21 protein-coding genes and 1 pseudogene are annotated in these 24,394 nt (G+C 40.9%); 14 read left to right on the top strand and 8 right to left on the bottom strand.

Going from position 1 to position 24,394, the window contains the following annotated elements:
• Window positions 1-109: 109 nt before the first annotated feature.
• From asd to WA352_RS02165, 5 genes are all read right to left on the bottom strand, one after another.
• Window positions 110-961 (bottom strand): archaetidylserine decarboxylase, encoded by an 852-nt coding sequence (gene asd / locus WA352_RS02145; RefSeq protein ID WP_005209584.1) that lies wholly within the window; start codon window positions 959-961, stop codon window positions 110-112.
• The gene (locus tag WA352_RS02150) at window positions 958-1,806 is read right to left on the bottom strand and encodes a sulfurtransferase (RefSeq protein WP_005317246.1); all 849 of its coding nucleotides are present in this window, start codon (window positions 1,804-1,806) and stop codon (window positions 958-960) included. Before WA352_RS02150 ends, asd begins: the two co-directional genes overlap by 4 nt.
• A gap of 374 nt (window positions 1,807-2,180) precedes the next feature.
• Entirely contained in the window at window positions 2,181-3,398 is a 1,218-nt protein-coding gene (gene pncB / locus WA352_RS02155; RefSeq protein WP_005317241.1) for a nicotinate phosphoribosyltransferase, read from the bottom strand.
• A 143-nt stretch (window positions 3,399-3,541) separates the two neighbouring features.
• Window positions 3,542-4,027 (bottom strand): ankyrin repeat domain-containing protein, encoded by a 486-nt coding sequence (locus tag WA352_RS02160; RefSeq protein ID WP_005317238.1) that lies wholly within the window; start codon window positions 4,025-4,027, stop codon window positions 3,542-3,544.
• Window positions 4,028-4,157: 130 nt separating this feature from the next.
• Window positions 4,158-5,681: a catalase gene (locus WA352_RS02165; RefSeq protein WP_005317236.1), complete on the bottom strand. Its 1,524-nt coding sequence runs from the start codon at window positions 5,679-5,681 to the stop codon at window positions 4,158-4,160.
• Window positions 5,682-5,876: 195 nt separating this feature from the next.
• On the opposite strand from WA352_RS02165, the gene dtd reads away from it, so the two are divergent.
• Window positions 5,877-6,317 carry a D-aminoacyl-tRNA deacylase gene (gene dtd / locus WA352_RS02170; RefSeq protein ID WP_005317234.1) on the top strand — a complete coding sequence of 147 codons (441 nt, stop codon included), beginning with the start codon at window positions 5,877-5,879 and terminating at the stop codon, window positions 6,315-6,317.
• Between the two features lie 46 nt (window positions 6,318-6,363).
• Here the strand turns inward: dtd and WA352_RS02175 are convergent, their stop codons facing one another.
• From WA352_RS02175 to serB, 3 genes are all read right to left on the bottom strand, one after another.
• A complete protein-coding gene (locus WA352_RS02175; protein WP_005186060.1) occupies window positions 6,364-6,843 on the bottom strand; it encodes a hypothetical protein in 480 nt (159 codons plus the stop codon).
• A 148-nt stretch (window positions 6,844-6,991) separates the two neighbouring features.
• Entirely contained in the window at window positions 6,992-7,327 is a 336-nt protein-coding gene (aciT, locus tag WA352_RS02180; protein ID WP_004803470.1) for a ciprofloxacin tolerance protein AciT, read from the bottom strand.
• 406 nt (window positions 7,328-7,733) lie between these two features.
• Entirely contained in the window at window positions 7,734-8,954 is a 1,221-nt protein-coding gene (serB, locus tag WA352_RS02185) for a phosphoserine phosphatase SerB (RefSeq protein ID WP_005317229.1), read from the bottom strand.
• 61 nt (window positions 8,955-9,015) lie between these two features.
• Here serB and WA352_RS02190 point away from each other — a divergent pair, with 61 nt between their 5' ends.
• From WA352_RS02190 to WA352_RS02250, 13 genes and pseudogenes are all read left to right on the top strand, one after another.
• Window positions 9,016-10,311 (top strand): hypothetical protein, encoded by a 1,296-nt coding sequence (locus WA352_RS02190; RefSeq protein ID WP_171068211.1) that lies wholly within the window; start codon window positions 9,016-9,018, stop codon window positions 10,309-10,311.
• Between the two features lie 283 nt (window positions 10,312-10,594).
• On the top strand, window positions 10,595-11,716 hold the full coding sequence (gene ribBA, locus WA352_RS02195; protein WP_004803465.1) for a bifunctional 3,4-dihydroxy-2-butanone-4-phosphate synthase/GTP cyclohydrolase II: 1,122 nt from the start codon (window positions 10,595-10,597) through the stop codon (window positions 11,714-11,716).
• A gap of 11 nt (window positions 11,717-11,727) precedes the next feature.
• Window positions 11,728-12,198 (top strand): 6,7-dimethyl-8-ribityllumazine synthase, encoded by a 471-nt coding sequence (gene ribH, locus WA352_RS02200; RefSeq protein ID WP_004803462.1) that lies wholly within the window; start codon window positions 11,728-11,730, stop codon window positions 12,196-12,198.
• A gap of 3 nt (window positions 12,199-12,201) precedes the next feature.
• A complete protein-coding gene (gene nusB, locus WA352_RS02205) occupies window positions 12,202-12,651 on the top strand; it encodes a transcription antitermination factor NusB (RefSeq protein WP_004803459.1) in 450 nt (149 codons plus the stop codon).
• 14 nt (window positions 12,652-12,665) lie between these two features.
• Window positions 12,666-13,583 (top strand): thiamine-phosphate kinase, encoded by a 918-nt coding sequence (thiL, locus tag WA352_RS02210; RefSeq protein WP_005317222.1) that lies wholly within the window; start codon window positions 12,666-12,668, stop codon window positions 13,581-13,583.
• A complete protein-coding gene (locus WA352_RS02215) occupies window positions 13,561-14,082 on the top strand; it encodes a phosphatidylglycerophosphatase A family protein (protein ID WP_005317219.1) in 522 nt (173 codons plus the stop codon). Before thiL ends, WA352_RS02215 begins: the two co-directional genes overlap by 23 nt.
• 19 nt (window positions 14,083-14,101) lie before the next feature.
• A complete protein-coding gene (gene glmU, locus WA352_RS02220) occupies window positions 14,102-15,466 on the top strand; it encodes a bifunctional UDP-N-acetylglucosamine diphosphorylase/glucosamine-1-phosphate N-acetyltransferase GlmU (RefSeq protein WP_005317216.1) in 1,365 nt (454 codons plus the stop codon).
• Window positions 15,467-15,478: 12 nt separating this feature from the next.
• Complete coding sequence (glmS, locus tag WA352_RS02225; protein ID WP_005317212.1) at window positions 15,479-17,317, top strand: glutamine--fructose-6-phosphate transaminase (isomerizing); 1,839 nt, start codon at window positions 15,479-15,481, stop codon at window positions 17,315-17,317.
• A 434-nt stretch (window positions 17,318-17,751) separates the two neighbouring features.
• A complete protein-coding gene (locus WA352_RS02230) occupies window positions 17,752-18,561 on the top strand; it encodes a heteromeric transposase endonuclease subunit TnsA (protein ID WP_031953563.1) in 810 nt (269 codons plus the stop codon).
• Window positions 18,545-20,635, top strand: a complete 2,091-nt coding sequence (locus WA352_RS02235; RefSeq protein ID WP_031953564.1) for an integrase catalytic domain-containing protein — start codon at window positions 18,545-18,547, stop codon at window positions 20,633-20,635. The genes WA352_RS02230 and WA352_RS02235 overlap by 17 nt, the downstream gene beginning before the upstream one ends.
• Window positions 20,632-22,284 carry an ATP-binding protein gene (locus WA352_RS02240; RefSeq protein ID WP_004637214.1) on the top strand — a complete coding sequence of 551 codons (1,653 nt, stop codon included), beginning with the start codon at window positions 20,632-20,634 and terminating at the stop codon, window positions 22,282-22,284. The genes WA352_RS02235 and WA352_RS02240 overlap by 4 nt, the downstream gene beginning before the upstream one ends.
• A gap of 15 nt (window positions 22,285-22,299) precedes the next feature.
• Window positions 22,300-23,832, top strand: a complete 1,533-nt coding sequence (locus WA352_RS02245) for a TnsD family Tn7-like transposition protein (RefSeq protein WP_336141088.1) — start codon at window positions 22,300-22,302, stop codon at window positions 23,830-23,832.
• A pseudogene (locus WA352_RS02250) lies at window positions 23,822-24,394 on the top strand (Tn7-like element transposition protein TnsE); the annotation flags it as partial. The gene WA352_RS02245 and the pseudogene WA352_RS02250, both read left to right, overlap by 11 nt.

Consider the following 24,394-nt stretch of genomic DNA (forward strand, 5'->3'; position numbering starts at 1 on the left):
TGCCTTTATTTTAAATTATCTAAGACTATTTCACGTCATACAAAATATATAAGAATTAAACTATAAATAAAAAGCCCCAATTTTGGAGCTTTTTAAAATCATATCTAAATTAAACCGAATGACCTAAACGCTCACCCATCACCACCGTCGAATTGGCTTTAAACTGTTCTTCCCAGACCATTTTATCTTTTTCAAATAAAACCACAGCAGTTGAACCTAGGTAGAAACGACCTAACTCGGCACCTTTATCCAATTTCATTTGGTGATGCTGCAATTCAACTTTGCCAGAAGGCTTTACTTTGCCCGTTGCAACCGTTTCAATACCAGCCACGATCATTGCACCCACTAGAACGACCGCCATACGACCCAGTTCGGTATCAAACAAGCACACCATACGTTCATTACGTGCAAACAAGCCCGGTACGTTTTCAGCCGTGGTTTGATTGACTGAGAATAACTCGCCCGGAATATATAAGGTTTCGGTCAATGTCCCCGCCAATGGCATATGGACGCGGTGATAATCTTTCGGCGATAAATACACGGTAGCGAATTGACCATCAATAAATGGTTTCGCCAGCTGCGGATCACCAATCAATTTTTCAGCGGAAAAGCTTTGGCCTTTGGCTTGAAAAATATCACCCGCTTCGATTTTACCCAATTGCGAAATCGCACCATCCGCAGGACAAACAATGCTATCCGCTTGCTCATCAATACCACGGACACCATCTTTCAATGCACGGGTAAAAAATTCGTTGAAAGATTTATAGTGTTGCGCATTGCTTTGTTCAGCAATGCTCATATCAATTCCGTATTTTGCTTTGAACGCTTGAATAACAGCAGTTTTTACCAAAAGATTTTCACTTGCGGCAACCTTACCGACAACACGGCTGAGTTGATGTTGCGGCACAAGATTCTGTGCTTTGATAAATAATTGTTTTTTTAAATCTGCTGCAAAACTCAAGACGGTGACTCCCCTGAAATAATAGGACTATCGAGGCGATTGCCCCATTCACTCCACGCACCATCGTAGGCCCTAACTTGCCAGTTGAGCAATCTTGCTAAAATATACGCCAAGCCAGAACGGTGATGAGACTGACAATACACCACTACAGGTTGTTGTAAATTAAAGCCTAATTGTTCTAAACGTTGTTGTGTGCGTTCAAGCGGGTGTAATTTTAGATGATTTTCACGGTTTAGGGCAGTACTCCATTCAAAATGCAGTGCATTTGGGATGTGACCGCCGCGTCGCGCAGCGAGGCGCAAGCCTGTATATTCCTCGTTGGTACGGCAATCCCAGAGCTGAATATTGTCTTGTTCGACCTGTTGTAACAATTCGTGATATCCAATTCGATGCTGTTGTACCGTGTCTAAATCGATCTGGAACAGATCCGCAACAGGTTTTACGGGATCAACTTCCGCGGTAGTCGGCAAACCTGCCCCCAACCAGCCATGAATGCCACCATTAATCAAACTGGTGCGGTTAAAACCAAGGCAATGTAAATTCCAGATTAAACGCCCTGCCCAAGCCCCACCTTCATCGTCATAAACCACGACATGATGCTGAGGTGAAATATTTAATTTTTCGATTAAAGCGTGTAAACCTGCTAAATCAGGCAATACCCCATTGGCTTGTTCTTGTTGTGCAACCAAGTATTTAGGTTGTAAATGAATCGCATGAGGAATATGCAATTGTTCATAAACCGAAGCTCGGCTTAAATCGACAATACGAATCAACTCGCTGCCTAAATAAGGCACTAGTTGTTCAGGTTCAATCAGTAAACCCAGTTTAAAATCTACGTCAGTCATGGTTATGCTGTTTTATCATCCGCATTGGGGATGATATTAACATAGCCGACTTTTTATCTTTGTCTGATTTTTTGCATTCATTTAGCAGAAAAGTAGATATACCGTCTGACGAATATCCATAATGCTTTTGAGATTTAATATAAGCTATCACATGAAATTGGATACTCGAAAACGTCATCCACAACCTGCGAAATATCTACAAGATATTGTTTCTGCGAAATATAAAATAGAAGAAAGAAATGAACAGGTTTTGTGGATGACAATGGTTTTGCCTACTTTTCCCGAAAGAAAAGTAGGTCGAACCGAAGGTTGAACCTAATATTTAAAAAATGCCCAGTAAGATACCGCCATCACCATCCTCTAAACTTGTTTGCTTAGACGCTAACTTCGTTCTCTTCAATATCAAACACCTGACGCAAATACGCCAAGAAGGTATCATTATCCGTCATAGTCTTACCTGGACTATCTGAAATCTTCGCCACCGACTGACGATTACACTCCACCAATTTCAGCACAATATTCAACGGCTTCTGCCCCATATCATTGGTCAAATTGGTGCCAATCCCAAAACTCACTTGGAAACGGTCTTTAAAATACTGATGCAATGACCATGCTTTTTCTAAATTTAAACCATCACTAAAGGTCAACATCTTGGTCTTGGTATCAATCTTGAGTTTGCGATAATGCGCGAAAGCTTTATCACCCCATTCATACGGGTCGCCACTGTCATGACGCAAACCATCAAATAACTTGGCAAAATACAAATCGAAATCACGCAAAAAGGCATCCATTCCCACCACATCGGTCAAAGCAATACCTAAATCACCACGATACTCTTGTACCCATGCCTCAAGTGCTGCTTTTTGGAAATTACGCAAACGTACATCAAGTGCTTGAAAAGCCTGTAAGAACTCATGTGCCATGGTACCAATCGGGCTAATCCCCAATTGCTTTGCCAACAGCACATTACTGGTGCCTCGGAATACTTTAGGTGCAGCGGCCTGAAATGCCTGCACGACATGCTTTTGCCACTCAAAACTATAGCGACGACGGGTGCCAAAATCAGACACTAAAAATGGTGGATCATTTTCTTGTTGTTCTTGCTCATATTGTTGCAACTGCACCAGCTTTTGCTGCAATCGTCGCTCACCTTCAACCCAAACCTCATCATTACGGATACGGCGGAAATACAATTCATTCACGATCGCCAAGACAAAAATCTCAAACATCATCGCCTGAACCATCGGGCCTTCAATGCGAATATCTAAGCGCCCAGCCTCATCGATACTGGCTTGGATAAAACGACGTTTGAGCTGGAACAATTCCAGATAATCAACGAAATCACTTTTAATAAAACGCAATGAACGCAGGTACTGTAATTCATCTTCGGCAAAACGTAGTTCACACAGCAAATCCAGCTGCTGATTCAAGTCATCCAAAATATCAACTAAGGGATAAACCGTATCTTCTAAATTGCGACAACGAAATAAATACACACTATGCGTTTGCGGAAACTGATGCAACACCACCTGTAACATGGTGAATTTATATAAGTCGGTATCCAGTAAAGATTGAATAATTGGTGTAGACATGACTGAATTAGGATCTATTCTATTTCAAGCATTAAAGCATACTTTTACGCAGAAATGAGTCTGTCTACGACGATGGATATTGTTCTCGAAATCATTTGATTCAGCGTCTTTTAGAATTCAATAGTTTAGAGTAATAGCAAAGCTTAGTTGGATAGCTCAGCCTGAATCTGTTTTAAACGTTGCTGTTGTCCAAATTGAATTGCGAACTGTTCAGCAGTGAGCTGTCCAGTTTTCTCTGCATTAATGTCACAGTCGACCTGACGTAATTGTTTGGCAATACTCCATTCAGCTTTGACAATCGCCCCCATTAAAGCGGTATGTCCACGTTTGTCTCGTAGACAACGATTGGCATTGTGTTGCAACAATGTTTTTACTGCATCTTTCTGCCCATAATAACTCGCCATCATCAATGCGCTATAACCAGAATGATCTTGAATATCAACGGGGAACCCTTGCTTTAAAAACTCTTGCAAGACCTCGATATTGCCGACTTTGGCTGCGGAGAAAAATAGCTCAACCACCTCCTCTGATCCTTTGTCTGTGACAGATGGTGTGTCTGTATTGGCAGAAACAGAGAAACTGCCACAAAGTAAGCTGATCGTAAATAATAAAGACCGAAAATGAAGCATTATTCACATCCAATTAAAAGCCTAAAAAGGAATGCCTGTAACACTCGCCCTAGGTGCAGGAAAGGCTATTGAGGTTACAGGACTTTCTGGGGGTAACATTCAGGCACCTGTTACCACATCATGAAAACGTTTATTCGTCTTTTAGTTGAGATGCTTTGGCCTGTACATTTTTTAGATTCACATTTAGCACTTTGGCAAGACGTGTCCCATAATCGGCATCGGCCTTATAAAAGTAAGACAGCATAATGGTCTTGGTTTCAATGTCTTTTACTGCTCCTAAATCTGCAGCAAGATTACGAATCAAGTCATTCTTTTCAACAGCTGAATAGCTGCGATAAAGCTCGCCTGCCTGTTTAAATGGCTGCTCTTTTTGAATCGCATGCTGCATCACTGTACCTTGCAACGGCGTTTGTACAGCTCTGGCAATCTCAGTGGATTGTTTAGGCTCAATCGTACTTGGCTCATAATTCACATGGGATTCAGTCTGGCCCATGTTCATAAAGCCTTCTTGGTTATTGTTATTTACCGCGACATGTGGACGATTAACTGGAATCTGCTGATGGTTCGCACCTAGACGGTATAACTGTGTATCCGAATAAGAGAAGATACGACCTTGTAATAAACGGTCTTCCGATGGCTCAATCCCAGGAATTAAGTTACCTGGAGCAAATGCCGATTGTTCTGTCTCCTGGAAGAAATTTTTCGGCATACGATTCAGTGTCAAGGTTCCGACTTTCACTTCAGGGACTAGATCATTTGGCCATATTTTGGTTGCATCTAATGGATTAAAATCAAATTTGTCCAGATCTTTTGAATCAAGCACCTGAATGTATAAGTCCCATTTCGGATAGTTTCCGGCATAGACATTTTTGTACATATCATTGGTCAAATGGCTCCAGTCACGGCCCTGTACTTCTCGTACCTGATCCAGATTCAGACCTTTCACGCCTTGTTTCGAACGCCAGTTAAATTTGACGTACTTATACTCACCTTTCTCGTTGTATAACTTGAATGCATGCACGCCAAAGCCATCCAGTGTACGGTAGCTTTCAGGTGTGCCCAAGTTTGAATAGACATAGGTCAACATATTGATTGACCATGGCTGACTTTTTAAGAAATCAAAAACTCGGTTCGGATCTTGGACATTGGTAACAGGATCAGGCTTCATCGCATGGACAAAATCAGGGAACTTGATCGCATCTCGGATAAAGAATACGGGTAGGTTATTGCCGACCAAATCCCAGTTCCCTTGCTGCGTATAGAATTTCACTGCAAAACCATGCGGATCACGTGCAGTTTCTGGAGAACCTTTAGGATGAATCACCGTTGAAAAGCGAACAAAAACAGGGGTTGTGGTACCTGCCTTAAACATAGAAGCGACGGTTAAATCAGACAAATCTTTTGTTGCGACGAAATCACCATAAACACCTGTACCCCGTGCATGCACAACACGCTCGGGAATGCGTTCACGACCAAAACGTTGTAATTTTTGAATCAGTTGTACATCTTGTAGTAGCGTTGCGCCATTCACACCTGCTGTCATTGAGTTTTGATTATCACCTACAGGTGCACCATTGTCTTTTGTTAAAGGCGCTGCATACGCGGTGCCAAGCGTTGCTGCCATTATCGTAAATAAAAAAGTTCGCTTAAACATGCTATTAAATCCAAAATCTAAATACCTTTCCTGCACGAGGACTATACAAAGATTTGAACAATAGATAAAAAAGATAATTTTAATAAAATAAATCGAAAAATAAGATTAAGGCCAACCAAGCATCTTGCTGGGGTCGGTGTAGAACAACCAAATCTGTTAGACTGTTGCGCTGATTCAATACCGATCTTCATTTTTATGCGCGCATTAATTCAACGTGTCCTCGAAGCCAAAGTTGTGGTTGAAGGGCAAATCACTGGCGAAATTCAACACGGCTTATTGGTATTTTTAGGTCTAGGCAAAGAAGACACATTAGAAAAAGGCCAAAAGCTGATTGATAAGATTTTGAAGTATCGTATTTTTGATGATGAGCAAGGCAAAATGGGCTGGAATGTTAGCCAAGCCAATGGTGGGGTTTTATTGGTTTCACAATTTACCTTGATGGCACAAACTCAAAAAGGCCTACGTCCTGACTTTGGACCCGCCATGCCTCCAGCAGAAGCCAAAGCCCTATATGAACAATTGGTTGAATATGCGCAACAACAATTCGACCATGTGCAAACAGGTATTTTTGCAGCGGATATGAAAGTTCATTTAATTAATGATGGACCAGTCACTTTCAATTTAGAGATTGAATAATTCTAGGCAATAAAAAACTCCCGATTTGGGAGTTTTTTATGACAGCTTATTTGCCAGTTTTTTCTTTAATAAAGGCACGTGCTTGACGAATTTTTTCTTTGACTGGTTTTGGTACTTTAGGTGGAATCAACTTCGCCGCTTGGTTAAACCAAACTAGCAGGCTAAAGTCACCTTCCATTTTGATGCTGCCATCTTGCATACCGGTCATAAATGCAGTTGGGTCGCCTTTTAGCAACGTTTTTACACCTTGCTCACTCGATGCAAATTGTAAAATAAAATCAGCTTTTTCTGGGCTACCAGCCACTGTCTCGATCTTGCCACGGTTCACAATGATCTGACGTGCCAAACCTAAATCTGTACCAATCTGAATACGAAATTCACGGTCATGAACCAATTCAATAAACTTTGGGCTCGTACGTGCCAATTGCTTCATACGTAACGCCAAACCTGCCACTAATAAATCAAGTGGATCAGTGCTTACATCAACGATAGGTAACTTAACCACAGGTAAAGAAGAAAGCTTCATGACATTTATGCCTACAGTATTATGATGAAAATTAAGACAACCGTATCCTAGCACAATTGTATATGGGTCTGTAAAAGCTTTGTTGCAGAAAATTAGTACAAAAAAGGCATGCTGAGCATGCCTTTGATGTTATTCAAATTATTATAATTTATCTGCTAGAACATTGCTGCTGGTCGTCCTTATATACAGGTGTATGTTCAATATACTGACGATTTGCCAGCTGTTTTTGTGCTTGTTTGTCTTCACGTAAAAGGATAAATGTAACCGTTATCATCGCAAGGCTTAACGCAGTCAAATAACTATAGGCGACGGACATCTCGAATATGGTTTGCGCACCAAAGCGCACCACTTCTAACAGTCCCCAGCACAGCATACCCGCCAACATAAAACCTAACCAACGACGATAAGGAGAAAAGAAAACAGCAATAACTGCGACAGCGATTAAGCCAAATCCAACCCACATGGTGAAATTCGCTGCTTCCATAGAAACCTCCGTCTTAAAAGGGGTGGTCTGTATTTAATTCAGACCTCTATATTTGTTCTGTAATCTCTAACAGTACTTCGTATTGCATTAACGTCTTTATGCATTATGGAGCGTTTTTTTTAGAAAAAAAGAGCCTGAAATTAACCTTACGACACAAGCTGTCGCAATATGCTTTTGTCATTACATTTTTAAAACATATAAAAGTCTTGAATGTCCATATAGCATCAATTACAGCGTGTCATTACAAAAAACTATGCCTATTTTTTGCTGCAAAAAAACTTTTTTCGGAATTTTTTTATCGTTGTTTTTCTATACATTTAGACATAATTATGACGAATAAATGACGTACAAAAAATGAATAAGGCCGCAGTAAAAGCGACCTTATTGAAACGCGATAAATGTTACTCTAAGCGCGGTTTAAATCCTTATCATGCATACCTAATAGGTACAGCACGCCATCTAAACCCACACTTGAAATTGCCTGATTGGCATTTTGACGGACCAAAGGTTTAGCACGGAATGCAACGCCTAGACCTGCAATTGAAAGCATCGGTAAGTCATTGGCACCATCACCCACGGCCATCGCCTGTTCTAGTGAAATCCCCATTTTTTCCGCCAGTTGACGCAGTAATTCTGCTTTACGAGCACCATCAACAATCGCACCCTTGACCTCACCTGTCACCACACCATTTTCGACATCTAAAATGTTGGCATGTACTTCATCAATTCCCAGTTTTGCTTGTAAATACTCAGCAAAGTACTGGAAACCGCCAGAGAGGATTGCGGTCTTATACCCCAAGGCCTTCAAGGTAGAGATCAAACGCTCTGCCCCTTCTGTCACCGTCAAACGTTCTGCAATTTTCGGCAATACCGAAGCATCCAAACCTTTTAATAACGCCACACGGGCACGGAAACTTTGTTGGAAATCAAGTTCACCCAGCATAGCACGCTCAGTAATTTCAGCAACTTGAGCGCCAACGCCTGCTTCTAATGCCAATTCATCAATGACTTCTTGCTCGATCAAGGTGGAGTCCATATCAAAACAAACTAAACGACGATTACGGCGATATGCATTGTCTTCTTGTACAGCGACATCAATATTTAACTCGCCAGATAGGCTTAAACATGCTGCACGCATCGCTTGAGCATCCAACATCTGTCCGCTGAGGCCAAACTGCACACAGGCACGACGTGGAAATTGGCTTTCTGCATCCAGATCTAAACGCCCAGATAAACGAGTGACCGTTTCAATATTAAAGCCTTGACTTGACACAATTTTAGTCACGGCTTGCAGATGTGCAGCGGTAAGTTCAGGTGCAAGCGCAGTCACGATATAGCGAGTTCGACCACCTTCACTTACCCATTGATCATATTCTGCGTTGGAGATTGGTTTAAATCGCACAGTTAAGCCAATATCATGTGCTAAAATCAAAATCTCTTTCATTGCTAATGCAGTTGCAGTCTCATTATCCGATGCAACAACGATCCCAAGGGTCAGTTGATTATGGATAACTGCCTGCCCCACATCGAGTATTTGCAAAGAATGTACGGATAGTACCTGCATTAATCGAGTAAACTGATTCGGTTGATCTGGTCCTAGAAAGGATATAAGAATGATTTCTCGCATGAATTGACTCGTGGTTGAGCGACAACTATTGTAAGAATCATAACATAACCCATGAATCTATTTGCCTTGGAAATTTAACTTGAATGCGCCTCGCCAAGGGCTATTTGCTAGCCTACTGATCGTAAGTTTTGCATTGCATACCTTTTTATTGGTGATTGCAACGACACATCAACTCAATGAAAATCGCGCTAGCCAAGGACAACTGATGACCAGTCAGTTAGTGGCAGATAGTCTTGCCGAGTTGGAACCAGCCAATACCGTTTCGCTGGCATTGGTGGCGAATCGTTATGCAACCAATCCGAGTGTTGCATCCATTCGTATTTTAGATGCCAATAAACAAGTGCTTGCAACCAGTGGGATGGCTAAAACCCGCCAAGGTGAAGTATTTGTTCGCGATGCGCTACAAAATGAAAAGAAAGTCGGTACCGTTGAAATTACCTTAATCCAACCAAGTATCGGTGAGATTTTGCGAACTCAATGGTTAGCGATTTTAGTTTCCCTGTTCATTCATGGCTTGATTTGGTTGGCTTATCGCGCCATCGCACGCCCAACACGTAGCGAATACTTGGCACGTATCAATCAAGAGAATCATCTCAAGCATGAGATTCAACGTTTAACCCAAGCTCTTGCCCTTGAAAAACAAAATGCCGTGACTTTGGTTACTCAGGCACAACAGCAGGCACAAGTTCAAGCCAAACCGCGTGTTGAAAAAAATCCAGCTGAATCCGTATCACTGGATAATCAAGCTTTGGCGCTCAATATTCAGTTTTATGATCCTAAGCAGTTATTGAATAGTGTGAACCAGTCTGTTTCAGTCCCGTATTTCAAGCTATGCCAATTATTTTTAGATAAAAGTATTGCGCTCTGTGCCAAGCATTACCAGATCGACGCGGCTCAGATTCAGGTGGTTCAAGAATTCAATGCTGATGGTGCAAGCTTAGCAACAACGTCTGAAAACAGTCATGCCCTTGAATGTCTGATGATGGTCGGAGCTGTTTTCCAATTATTGGCCGATGTACTGTATAAACGTTATCGTGAAGATAAACGTTTTGCCTTGCAAACCCGTGGTGCGGTTGCAAGTGCAGTCGATGCAATGCAGTTAGATGCAGTTGAAGCAGCGAAACGATTGGCACAACATTTACATGCCAAAGAAGCAGCGTTGCATTTAAATCATGAGCAGCTCAAAAGCATTCAAAACAGTTATGAATTGGTGGCAATGCCAAACCCAAGTAATATCATGACCCGCCATGCGTTTATGATTAATGGCATGAATGAAGAATGTGCAACATTGGCGCAAACGCTACGTACAGAAATTTTAATGGGTAAAAAAGCCAAAGCATCGACAGAGCTGGAATAAATAGCATTTAGACTACGCGAATAGAGTCATTCAAAACACAAGGCTTTGTCTAGATACAAAGCCTTGTGTTTTTTTGTTTAGCCCATAGATATAAAGCTTATAATCGCATCACACTGTCTTTTAAAGTGGCAAAGCTGGGCAGGATAATGTGTTGCAAGATAATTTGTTTGGCCTGACTTTTTATTGATAAAGAAGCACAGGCGAAATTTTTTAAAATGCGGTAAACTATGCCAGATTTATCGAATACTAGTGCCTAAAAAGGCAAGATAAAAGGTGAAAGCGAATGCCGCTGAGTCATGTTGAAGAGCTTGTTGCAGATATTCGTGCAGGCAAAATGGTCATCCTGATGGATGATGAAGATCGTGAAAATGAAGGTGACTTAGTCATCGCCGCAACGCATGTTCGCCCTGAAGATATTAACTTCATGATTACCCATGCACGTGGTTTGGTTTGCTTAACACTCAGTCGCGACCGCTGTAAACAGCTCAACCTTCCATTGATGGTTGATCAGAACGGCGCGCAACACGCAACCAACTTCACGCTTTCGATTGAAGCTGCAGAAGGCATCAGTACAGGTATTTCAGCTGCAGAACGCGCGCATACTATTCGTACTGCGGTTGCGGCACATGCCAAACCAAGTGATATTGTTCAACCGGGTCATATTTTCCCGTTAATGGCACAACCAGGTGGTGTTTTACACCGTGCAGGTCATACCGAAGCAGGTTGTGACCTCACCCGCTTAGCAGGTCTAGAGCCAGCGTCTGTGATCTGTGAAATTATTAATGATGACGGTACAATGGCACGTCGTCCTGATTTAGAAGTATTTGCAGAAAAACATGGCTTAAAAATTGGCACCATCGCGGACCTGATCCATTACCGCATGACCAATGAACAAACCGTTGAACGCTTGTCTCAAGAAACCATTGAGACTGAATACGGAACGTTTGAGCTGTATAAGTATCGTGAAATCGGCAATCCTGATATTCATGTTGCCTTAGTTAAAGGTGAACCAAAACAAGGCGTCACTACGGTACGTGTTCATGGTTTCAGCCCGATTCGTGATTTATTAAAACTTAATAAAGCCGATGGTTCTCCTGCTTGGAACTTAGACCTTGCTATGCAAACGATTGCTGCAAGTGATCGCGGTGTACTGGTATGGATTGGTCAGGGTCAATTAGAAGATCTTGGTCCTGCATTGCAGAATTTAAATCAGCCAAAACCACTGAAATCCAATGCCGCACTTTCTCACCAATATCAAACCATTGGTGTGGGTGCACAGATTTTACGTGATTTAGGCGTTGAGAAAATGAAGTTGTTGAGTTCTCCACTTCGTTTCAATGCCTTATCCGGATTCAATTTAGAGGTAGTGGAATACATCACTGCCGATCAAATCACAGCAAAATAATCGAGGTTGCTATGGCAATTCGCCGAATTGAAGGTTTATTACATCTCGCAAGCGAAGGTCGTTATGCGATCTTAGTCGGTCGTTTCAACAGCTTCGTTGTTGAACATTTACTTGAAGGCGCAATCGACACTTTAAAACGCCATGGCGTTGCAGAAGAAGCGATTACTGTTATTCATGCACCAGGTGCATGGGAACTGCCGATTGTTGCGAAAAAATTAGCAGCTTCAAATAAATTTGATGCCATCATTGCATTAGGTGCAGTGATTCGTGGTAGCACACCTCACTTTGACTTTGTTGCAGGTGAATGTGCAAAAGGCTTAGGCGTAGTTGCTCTTGAAAGCACAATGCCTGTAATCAATGGTGTATTAACTACAGACAGCATTGAGCAAGCAATTGAACGTTCTGGTACGAAAGCAGGAAACAAAGGTAGCGAAGCTGCATTGACTGCAATCGAAATGGTTAACTTATTAAAGGCAATTTAAAGCATGTCGCAAACACTTCAGGCCGCTTATGCAGCGAAACGCAAAGCACGTCGTTTTGCTGTACAAGGGATTTATGAATGGCAAATGAGTCAGAACCCAGTACATGAAATTGAAGCACGCACGCGTGTAGAAAATGCCATGCACAAAGTTGACCTTAACTATTACCATGAATTACTTACTCAAGTGATTGCTCAACATGAAGCTTTAGATGAGTTGCTCATTCCAGTGCTTGATCGTGAATTAAGCGCATTGGATGGTGTCGAGCTTGCAACCCTACGACTCGGTGCGTATGAACTCCGAGATCATCTTGAAGTTCCATACCGCGTTGTACTTGATGAAGCGATTGAGCTAGCTAAACACTTTGGTGGTGCAGACAGTCATAAATACATCAATGGTGTATTAGACCGTCTTTCATCAAAGCTGCGTGAAGCTGAAAAACAGCAAGCAAAATAATAGGCTTATGTTAAATGGCTGAGTTTTCAATTATTGAGCATTACTTTAAACGCACATCCAATACGGATGTCAGTTTAGGCATCGGTGATGACTCAGCCATTATTACCCCACCTTCTTCACAACAACTGGTGATCTGTGCAGATACACTGGTTGCTGGTCGTCATTTCCCCTTAGACACCGCTGCCCATGCCATCGGCTGGAAAAGCGTTGCAGTCAATTTATCTGACTTGGCAGCAATGGGGGCAAAACCTCATAGTATTTTACTCGCACTGAGTCTCCCAACTGTTGATCATGACTGGCTGGCTGGATTTAGTCAGGGCTTGTTTGATTGCTGCGATCAGTTCGGTGTTAGCCTGATTGGTGGTGATACCACCCAAAGTACTCAACTCACGATTAGTGTGACTGCACTAGGCTGGATTGAACAGGGTCAGGCCATTACCCGTGCAGGTGCACAAGTTGGTGACTATATTTGTGTGAGTGGACAGATTGGCGATGCTGCATTTGGATTACAGCATCTAGGGCATGCACTACAACAACGCTTAGATTATCCAACCCCACGTTGTCATTTGGGTCAACAGCTCAAAGGGTTGGCATCGAGTATGATTGATATCTCAGATGGATTGGCGCAAGACTTAGGTCATATTTTAAAAGCATCCAATGTCGGTGCAAAATTACAGCTTGAGCAACTTCCGTTAGATGCATCACTGAAACAACTTGATCTGCAACAAGCTTGGCATTATGCGCTTGCAGGTGGTGATGATTACGAATTATGCTTTACAATATCACCGCAAAACTTCAAAGAACTGTCGCGACAACAATTAGATGTTCCGCTTACAATAATCGGCGAAATTACCCAACAAACTGGATTGTTATTTGAGTATATGGGCAAAGCACACCCATTACATGTTCATGGATACCAACACTTTGCATAAGCCTCCCATTCACTTTAGCCAAATGACTTGGTTTGCCCGCTTCATCGTATTCTGTGGTGTCGGTTTTGGTTCTGGTTTAGCACCCAAAGCCCCTGGAACCTTTGGTTCTGCCTTTGCACTGTTATTTGTACCACTATGGCTCTATTTGGGTCTGTCGGCCAGTATCGTTGTGGTTATTTTAATGTCCTTAATTGGCATTTATATCTGTGGACATACTGCAAAAGTCATCAATGTGCATGACGATGGTCGCATTGTCTGGGATGAGTTTGCAGGACAATCCATTACCCTCCTGCCTTTGCTCTATTTACAGCAAATGAATTGGCTGTGGGTCATTGTCGGATTCATCTTATTCCGTATATTTGATGTCTGGAAACCATTCCCAATTAGCTGGGCTGACCAAAAAGTGTCTGGCGGCTTAGGGATCATGCTGGATGACATCATTGCTGGCCTTTGGGCAGCACTCTGTATTCTTATTTTTCATTTTTATCTTTTGACTTAAGCCACTATTAGAGTTAGTTATGTCAACAACTGTTATTATTCTTGCAGCTGGGAAAGGAACGCGGATGCGTTCACAATTACCAAAAGTATTACAACCACTTGCAGGTCGTCCTCTGCTTGGACATGTGATTCAAACCGCAAAAAAACTCAATGCCCAAAACATTATTACCATATATGGACATGGCGGTGAGCTGGTTAAAAAAAGCTTTGCAGCAGAACAGATTGAATGGGTTGAGCAGGCAGAACAATTAGGCACAGGCCATGCAGTACAAATGACCTTACCTGTTTTACCACAAGAAGGTGTTTCACTGATTTTATCAGGCGATGTACCTTGTATTCAGGCAGATACGCTACAAAAATTATTGGATGCATCCACTCAAACAGGCATTGGCTTAGTGACACTCACAGTCGATGATGCAACAGGTTATGGCCGGATTGTTCGCCAAGATGGTAAAATTCAGGCCATTGTTGAACATAAAGATGCCAACGAAGCACAACGCCAAATTAAAGAATTTAATACTGGCATTTATTGTGTCAGCAATGCAAAACTTCATGAATGGTTGCCTCAACTTTCTAATGAAAATGCGCAAGGTGAATATTACCTCACTGATATTGTCGCGATGGCAATTGCGGATGGCTTAGAAGTTGCCTCAGTTGAACCAGAGCTTGCGTTTGAGGTTGAAGGTGTGAATAACCGCTTACAACTTGCGACCTTGGAACGTCAGTTCCAACAGCAGCAAGCCAAAGAATTGATGCTACAAGGTGTTCACTTAATTGACCCAAATCGTTTTGATTTACGTGGTACCTTAAGCTGTGGGCAAGACGTACAAATTGATGTCAATGTTATCATCGAAGGCGACTGTGAACTGGGCGATAACGTACAACTTGGCGCAGGCTGTATTCTAAAAAATACCCGTATTGCTGCTGGTACAAAAGTTCAGCCCTATAGTATTTTTGAGAATGCGATTGTCGGCGAAAACACCCAAATTGGGCCTTTCGCACGTTTACGCCCAGGTGCAAACCTTGCCAATGACGTACATATCGGCAACTTCGTTGAAGTAAAGAATACAAATATGGGTCTAGGCTCAAAAGCCAATCACTTTACTTATTTAGGTGATGCAGATATTGGTGCGGGCTGTAATATTGGTGCAGGTACCATTACCTGTAATTATGATGGTGCCAATAAACACCGTACCATTATTGAAGACAATGTATTCATTGGAACCAATAACTCCTTGGTTGCACCAATTAAAATTGGTCGAGGTGCTACAACAGGTGCAGGATCAACCCTCACTCGAGATGTAGCTGAGCATAGTTTGGCTGTCGAACGATCAAAACAGTTTGAAAAAGCAAATTATCAACGTCCCCAAAAGCTGAAAAAATAAGAGGATAAAATTATGTGTGGTATTGTTGGTGGCGTTGCTGAACGTTGTGTAACCGATATTCTGATTGAAGGACTAAAACGCCTTGAATACCGTGGCTATGACTCTGCTGGTTTAGCATTACTCAATAATCAAAAAATCTTACGTGAACGTCGTGTTGGTAAAGTTGCCAACTTAGCTGAAGCCGTGTCAGAACAGCACTTAACTGGAAATGTCGGGATTGCACACACACGTTGGGCAACTCACGGTAAACCGACAGAAAATAATGCACACCCGCACGTTTCGGGTGATGTTGCAGTGGTTCATAACGGGATCATTGAAAACTACCAAGACCTTAAAGATGAATTGCAAGCTTTAGGTTATGTGTTTACCTCGCAGACCGACACTGAAGTTGTTGCGCACCTCGTTAACGATGCGCTAAAGCAAACAGATAGCCTGTTGGAAGCGGTACAAAAGATTACACCACGCCTTAAGGGTGCTTATGCACTTGGGATTGTGCACACAGCACATCCAGACGAGCTGATTACGGTTCGTGAAGGTTCGCCACTGGTGATTGGTGTCGGTATTGGTGAAAACTTTATCAGTTCCGACCAATTGGCTTTATTACCAGTCACCAATCGCTTCGTTTATCTAGAAGAAGGTGATATTGCGCGTTTAACCCGTACCAGTATTGAAGTTTTTGTCAACGGCGAGCCTGTACAACGTCCAGTCAAAGAGTTAGATGCAACGGTCAGCAATGCATCTAAGGGCGAATATAAGCACTTCATGCTGAAAGAAATCTATGAGCAGCCTGAAGCGATTCAGCAAACCATTTCTCAAGCATTGAACGGCAATAGCTTACGTGAAGATTTCCTCAATCATGCCAATGCCGATTTTGACAAGATTCAGCAAATCCAGATCATTGCCTGTGGGACCAGCTACCATGCAGGGATGATTGCTAAATATTGGTTTGAACAACTGATTGGCGTCCCTTGCCAAGTTGAGATTGCCAGTGAGTTCCGTTACCGCACACCGGTGATTGTGGCAAATACACTGTATATTTGTATTTCACAATCTGGTGAAACAGCTGATACCTTAGCCGCATTACGTGAAACCCAAAAACGTGCCAAGGCAAGCAATATTGACATCAGTACCATGACGATTTGTAACGTTGCAACCTCATCAATGGTTCGTGAAACAGATCATCATTTACTGACGCTTGCTGGTCCTGAAATTGGGGTGGCGTCAACAAAAGCCTTTACCACGCAACTTGCAGCATTGATGTTATTGATCTTAAAAATTGGTCAAGTCAAAAATCGCTTGTCTGATGCTCAATTGAATGAGATCACAACAGCACTTTGGCATTGTCCAAAAGTGATTTTAGACACCTTACAAGGTGATACTGAAATTCTGCGTTTATCTGCATTATTCGTTGAGAAAAATCACTGTTTATTCTTGGGCCGTGGTACACACTTCCCGATCGCACTTGAAGGCGCATTGAAACTGAAAGAAATTTCATATATTCATGCGGAAGGTTATGCAGCAGGTGAGTTGAAGCATGGTCCATTGGCATTAGTGGATAATGAAATGCCTGTGGTCATCTTAGCACCACAAGATGACATGCTCGATAAACTCAAATCGAACATGGAAGAAGTACAAGCCCGTGGTGGTGAATTATTTGTCTTTGCAGATGAAAATAGCGGTATTCACGGTAAAGATCGTCAACACGTGGTTCATGTGCCAACGGTAAATGAATGGTTAGCACCGATCGTTTACAGCGTGCCTGTACAACTGTTGTCTTATCATGTTGCCGTGTTACGCGGTACTGATGTCGATCAACCACGTAACCTTGCGAAGAGTGTTACGGTCGAGTAATTCGATACAGCTATCAACGTTGTTTTTGTGTTTTGACAATAAAGTCTTAAACTGAACATTAAAGTTATAAACTAAGACTTTAAAATTTACATTATAGTTGTAAACTAAAAAATATGAATCATTTAAAAACAATGATTTGAAAAACTTGGTTTACAACTATTTTGTCAAAAATACATGATTTGAATCAATCGAAAGTTTGACTCAGTTTACAACTTTATTGTTAAAACTGTCGTCATTGTCTGTTGTAACTCATTGATTTTCGCTTTTTTGAGTTTACAACTTTATTGTTCATACACAGTTTTGTGTTTAGACAATATAGTTTTAAACTAAACATTAAAGTTCTAAACTGTAACAATATAGTTCTAAACTAGACATTAAAGTTGTAAACTAGATAAACCCAGCTATACTGATTAAAAAGTAGGCTGGGTTTTTCTATGAGTAGAACACCAAGATTCTTCACACCAGAACAAATTCACAAAAGAATAAAAAGTGGTCGTGGACAAGGTATGGGAAAAGATTACCAACCATGGCTGACTATTCAGGATGTACCCTCTCGTGGGGTCTCTCATCGTATTTACTCTCATAAAACGCAAAGAGTTCATCATTTACTTTCTAATCTGGAACTGTATGTTTTTTTGATTTTAGATTGGTCTAGTTCTGTTCAGGATATTCGGGAACAATTTCCTTTGAATCTAGATGACACAAAAGAAATCTGTTTAGAGCATGGTTTGAGACATCCCAGCATACAAGGCTCAGAACAGGTCATGACTTCCGATTTTCTGATTGATACAAATGATAAGAAACAGCCTCAGTTTGTGATTCAGGTAAAGCCCTTAAAAGAGCTCATCAAAGAAAGAACTATCGAAAAACTCGAAATTGAACGTCGATACTGGGAGGTTAAAGAAATCCCATGGAGTATTGTGACGGAACAAAATATTCCCACAACTGCCCGAAAAAATCTTGAATGGTTGAGCCCTTTTATTACTGAACAATTAGAGCCTGATATCTGGGATAACCTACATACCATTTCTTATTATTTTTCAAAAAAACCAGGGATTTCTATCATTAAACTCTGTAAAGAGATTGATATTCAAGAAAGAACTACGGCTGGAACAACCCTACAATATTTAAGAACCCTTATAGCAAATCGTTTTATTAAATTTGATATCCAACAGCCATTCCAGAAATTAACAGGATCGGACCTGGTGTTTGATTTAGAGGTATCTTATGTGGCAAATCAATGAGGTCGTTAAATTTGATGAAAGCCACTACCGGATTTTATTCTTTCAATCTGGTGAAATCATATGGATTCATATGGAGGAAGCCAAAGGAGTTCCATCTTTAGTTCTTGAAGAACAACTTTCACAATGGATTGATGAAAAACGCTTATTTAGAAGTTCAGACCCTTTTGAATATCTTAAGTCTATAGAGCCACCCGTAAACTCAGTCGCTTTTGAAAAACGTGCTCAGGCTTACCGAATTATTGAACCAATCGTATATGACACGGGCTGTTTTAATGAAGAGATTAGAGCTAAACGGGTTCGTTTAGTAGAGCAGACAAATATCGCAACTAAGGCGACGATATACAAATACCTACGCCGCTATTGGCAAAGAGGCCAAATTCCAAATGCCTTATTGCCAGATTATAGAAATGCTGGTGCACCAGGAAAGCCAAGAACCTTGGCAGGTTCTAAAAAGTCAGGGGCAAAGCGAAAATTTGGCGATGGAACTGGTATTAAAATTACGCCAGAAATTGAAAGGCTCTTTCGGTTAATCGTTGAATCTGAATTATTAAATGACAAGAAAATTAATATCACATCGGCTCATCGACAATTTGAAGAACTTTTTGTCCAACATTACCCACATATAAAACAAGGAGATATTCCTACACGTAGACAATTTGACCATTTCTACAAACGTGAATATGAACTTCCTCAAAGGATAGAAGCCAGAACTCCTGTATTAAGTTTCCAAAAAGATGTACGTCCATTAAGTGGAACTGCTACAGCAAATACGCTTGGGCCTGGTAGTCGTTATGAAATTGATGCGACTATTGCCGATATCTATTTAGTTGCTGATGATGATCGAAGTAAGATTCTAGGTCGTCCTATCCTATATGTAGTGGTTGACGTTTTTAGCAGAATGGTTGTGGGATTCTATATCGGATTTCATAATCCATCCTATGTTGTTGCCATGCAGGCGATTGTAAATGCTTGCAGTGATAAAGTCAGTTTATGCAAATTGCTTGGAATTGATATCGAGCCAGAACAATGGCCAACCCTAGGTTTACCTGATGCCATTCTTGCTGACCGTGGTGAAATGATGAGTCATCAGGTCGAACGCTTAGTCCATGGTTATAATGTTCGTATTGAAAATGCACCTGCCTATCGAGGGGATGCAAAAGGTATTGTTGAACGCTATTTCGGAACATTACAGGCAGAATTCAAACCTTATGCTCCTGGAGTAGTCAAAGGAAATCGTATTCAAAAACATGGCGAAAGTGATTACCGTCTTGATGCGGTTTTGCCTATTTCTGCCTTTGCCAAAATGATCATAAAGACAATACTTTATCGTAATCAGTATCATGTATTGGATACTTATGACAGAGATGCAGATTTTCCTCCAGACCTACCCTCAATTCCATTACATATATGGAACTGGGGAATCCAAAACCGTACAGGCCATCTTCGTACTGTAGATCCAGATACTTTACGAATCATGATACTACCTCGTAAGAAAGTTTCCATTTCCACTTCTGGTGTCAATTTATGGGGCCTGTATTACATTGGATCAGAGATACTCAGAGAAGGCTGGTTACATCGTAGTAAAGAAGTCACTCGCCCACAGGATCTCCAAGCGGCCTACGATCCAAGCTGTGTAGATAAGATATATTTATTCCCAAAACATGATAGTACGATCTATTGGGAATGTTCTTTATCAACCAAAAGTCGTCAATTTGCAGGTATGTCATTTTGGCAAGTCTGGGAGATACAAGATCAAGAAAAAAATCTACATGCGATTGAAAAAGATAATAGCAAAGCTGCTCGTAGAGAGTTGGATCAATTTATTCGAGACACCATTGCTGATGCAAAAAAAATGGCGACCAACTCTGGTGTGTCAAATCGCCAGCGTTTATCTGAAATTAAATCGAATAAAAAGTCTGTTCGTGAAAATGAGAAATTATCAAATACTTCCTTAAAACCTGATAAACACCCTAAAGATCAGGGAACTATTATTTCATTTAAGTCAAAACAAGATGAATCAAGCTATCCGCAGTTCGTTCCAGGTCTTTTTGATGATGAGGATGATCAGTCATGACAAATCATATAATCAGAAATGCAGAGTATCAGGACACTGGTGTTCATGCTTATAAAGACAACCCTTTCATTGAGGCCTTACCACCTATTCAAGAACCTTTTGAAGATACAAAAAATCTTATCTCAAAAGTAATGCCTACCCTTGACGATCTAAAGCAAAAAAGAGTTATTCGGGCTCATAATATTCATCAAATCACAGGCTCATTTTTCCAGCCTTTAGCAATGCATATGTTACTGAGTGAACGTATTTCTCTTATGATTCGTGGAGGATATGTTGGTCGTAATCCGAACACAGGAAAGCTGCAACAACACCTGCAAAATGGTTATGAAAGATTGCAAACAGGTGACCTGAATGCCAAACGCTTTGATGAAACCGAGTCAACTGCTCATAGTATGGCCATCATTGGCTGTTCAGGTAGTGGTAAGACGACCTCTTTACGAAGAATACTAGGGGCATATCCTCAAGTCATTTTTCACCCCACATTAAATTGCCATCAAATCGTCTATTTAAAGATAGATTGCTCGCATGATGGTTCACTCAAAGAGCTTTGTCTCAATTTTTTTCGAGCGATTGATAAAATCATCGGTTCAAATTATGAGAAAAAGTATGGGATGAAAAGACATGGCGTAGAAACCATGCTTGCCCTCATGGCGCAAACAGCCAATATGTTTGCCTTAGGCCTGTTAGTCATTGATGAAATACAACATTTGAGTCGAGCAAAGTCTGGCGGTTCAGAGAAAATGCTGAACTTCTTTGTCACCATGACCAATACCATTGGTATTCCTGTGCTGTTCGTGGGTACACCTAAAGCTAGAGACATCTTTGATCTTGATCTACGTTCCAGTCGACGTGCTGCTGGTTTAGGGTCTATCTTTTGGAACCCAATCCCCCAATACCTACCTGATCAGAAGAGTCAAAACCCTGAGTGGATCGCATTTACCAATACGCTTTGGAAGTTGCAGTATTTGCAGAAAAGAGACCCTATCTTAAATGATGAGATTCGAGATACCTGGTTTGATTTGAGCCAAGGTATTCTCGATATTGTAGTAAAACTTTTTATTTTGGCCCAGTTACGTGCCCTCGCAACGGGAGCAGAAACGATTACTGTAGAGCTGCTGAAACGTGTTTATGAGGATGAACTGAAACTTGTACATCCTATGCTCAGCGCATTACGTTCAGGTATACCTGAACGGATAGCTCAATTCTCAGATTTGGCTGTACCCGATATGGATAAGAAAATCATCCATCTTATTCAGAAAATCTCTGCATCCACCGTTGAATCCGAAGAAGACCGAGCCTTAAAACAGTTGAGTAATGATGATCAACGACGTGTATATCTGATGCTAAAAGATGAGTTTCCATCAGACTCCATCATCTTTGCCATTCAAAAAATTGTAGCGTTAAAACCCCAAATATCCAGACAACAGCTCTTGGCTGCTATTGTTCAAGCAATGGAGACAGACAATACACCCTCACAAGCACCAGCAACCAAAAAGAAAAAACAACGGATTAGCTTAAAACAATGGAATGAGTTGGCAGATACCGATCTTCGTCATATTTTTTCGATGAATCCAACCAGTTCAGAAAGTATTTATACCCAATTAGACCGTCAAGGTTTAATTCTGCAAATGTCAGACCTGTTGTCATAGTATGGGGTAAGAATCATGTGGAATTTTCCAACACCACTTCCTGATGAGCTGATTTACAGTACCATCGCCCGTGCTGGATTACATCATGGCATTCAAAGTCCTAAACAGTTACTTGATGAGGTTTACCAAGATAGAAAAGTCGTTGCTACCATAGACTTACCCAGTCATTTAAATGCTGTCGTACATTTATTAGAGCGAACTGGCTGTTTTAGTTTAATAGACCTGATTTATAAACATACCATTTTTGGTTTATATGCACCTTTTGTTCAGGAATCTCATCGACAAAAAGCAATCACCTTAATGGCTGAGCAGGCATCTGGCTCTGTTCATCTTATGCTTGGTCTGAATGCTTCTAGGGTCCCCAACAACACCAAATTTCGTTACTGTCCAATCTGTATACAGCAGCAACGAGAAGTTTATGGAGAGTATTTCTGGAATAGAGCTTGGTTTCTACCCAACCTTTCAATCTGCCTGAAACACAATTGTTCACTTCTGTCTCAAGATTATATTCAACAACAGCATCGGCATCTTTTCTTACCGTTGTTACCAAATCAAACTCAGGACATGCCTAATCCCTACTTCAAGGAAGACTTCATATTAGGGAAAAAGGCTGTAGAGTTATTGCAACTTGAACCTCAACCATCGCCAAGCTATGAACAATGGACTAGGTTTTATCTGGAAATTGCTGATGCAAAGAATTGCCTTAGGGGCAGTCAGGTTCGCCATGAGCAAACTTATGAGCAGGTGATTAAAAATTTTAATATTGGTTATCTTCGTTCTAAGAATTTAGGGATTGATCCTGATCAAGATACATCTTGGTTTAGATCGATTTTCAGAAAGCATCGCAAAGCCTTTAGTTTCTTGGAACATTGTATTGTCTGGTCTTCATTTATACCCGAAATATCACCTAAAGAAATTATGCAATATGTCAGCTCTATTTCAGTAATCCCATATTTTATAAAACGACCTATTTCTACTGAAAATGTTCCTCCTATAAAAATAAGAGAGATGAGACAAAAATGGCAAGATATCGTACTACTTCATGGTGTAACGACAGGCCGTAACATTAAGTCAGGTAAGGCAATTTATATGTGGCTATATAGAAACGATCAAAATTGGCTACTGACATTTAATTCAGGACATTTATCACAACCTCAAGCCCGAAAAAATAAAATAAATTGGTCTATACGTGATTTTTCAATAACCAAAGAATTATTCAAAGTTTTATATCGTTCAAATAATGACTTAGCTTGTCCAAGAATGTCAAAAAGCTGGTTCCTCAATCAGTTATCCAAAGGAAATTCCATTTCCAAGAATTTGCACCAACTGCCTTTAAGCTCCAAATTTCTTTCAACTTATTCTGAAGATACAATAGCTTATCAAATACGGAGAATTACCCATGCCATGATCAGGCTTGGATATACAGAATCCAGTACTAAAGATAGATGGCGGATATTGCGACTTGCAGGATTAAGTAAAGAAAGGATTACTCAAGAAGCCCAAATTTTCCTAAATATCATTTGTGAGAAGAAGATTTATGCACATTAAACGCCTCCCTTTAGATACATTGATTACAGGTATAGGACGACTATTTAAATATGATGATAACCCCTGGTTTATTAATCTGTGGGGAGAATCCGAAGAGTCTAAAGCAAAATATTACACCTCTTTTTCCCACATGCATTTGTTGGCCAAACGTAGAATTATCAACTCCACCCAAAATGAGCATCGAAAGTCTGGATTTCACCTAAAATTCAGATGTCCCTTACCAGCAGAGTGGATGTCTTTTGCCCAGTCTAAATCACAATTTCACTTTTTTGGGTTTGATGCTCTGGCAACGTTTTCAAATGAAGCTCAAACCGTTAAGCAAGTCCATATTCAATTGCCACAGCTTGAATTAGCAAGAGCATTCTTCTTTCAGAATGCTTATCTCACTCGATCTGCGCTTGAGTTGAATGTGCTGGCAGAAGACTTTGATATTCAGAACAAGACTGATCATTACCTGATTAATGTTCTTCCCTCATGTGAGGGTTCACTTGCACTTTCTCATTTCAATAAACCTGGGTTTCGTCGATTTCTTGCATATTTGCTCCTGAATAAAAATATAAGA

It is taken from the genome of Acinetobacter sp. 102, assembly GCF_037028485.1.
GTDB lineage: Bacteria > Pseudomonadota > Gammaproteobacteria > Pseudomonadales > Moraxellaceae > Acinetobacter > Acinetobacter higginsii.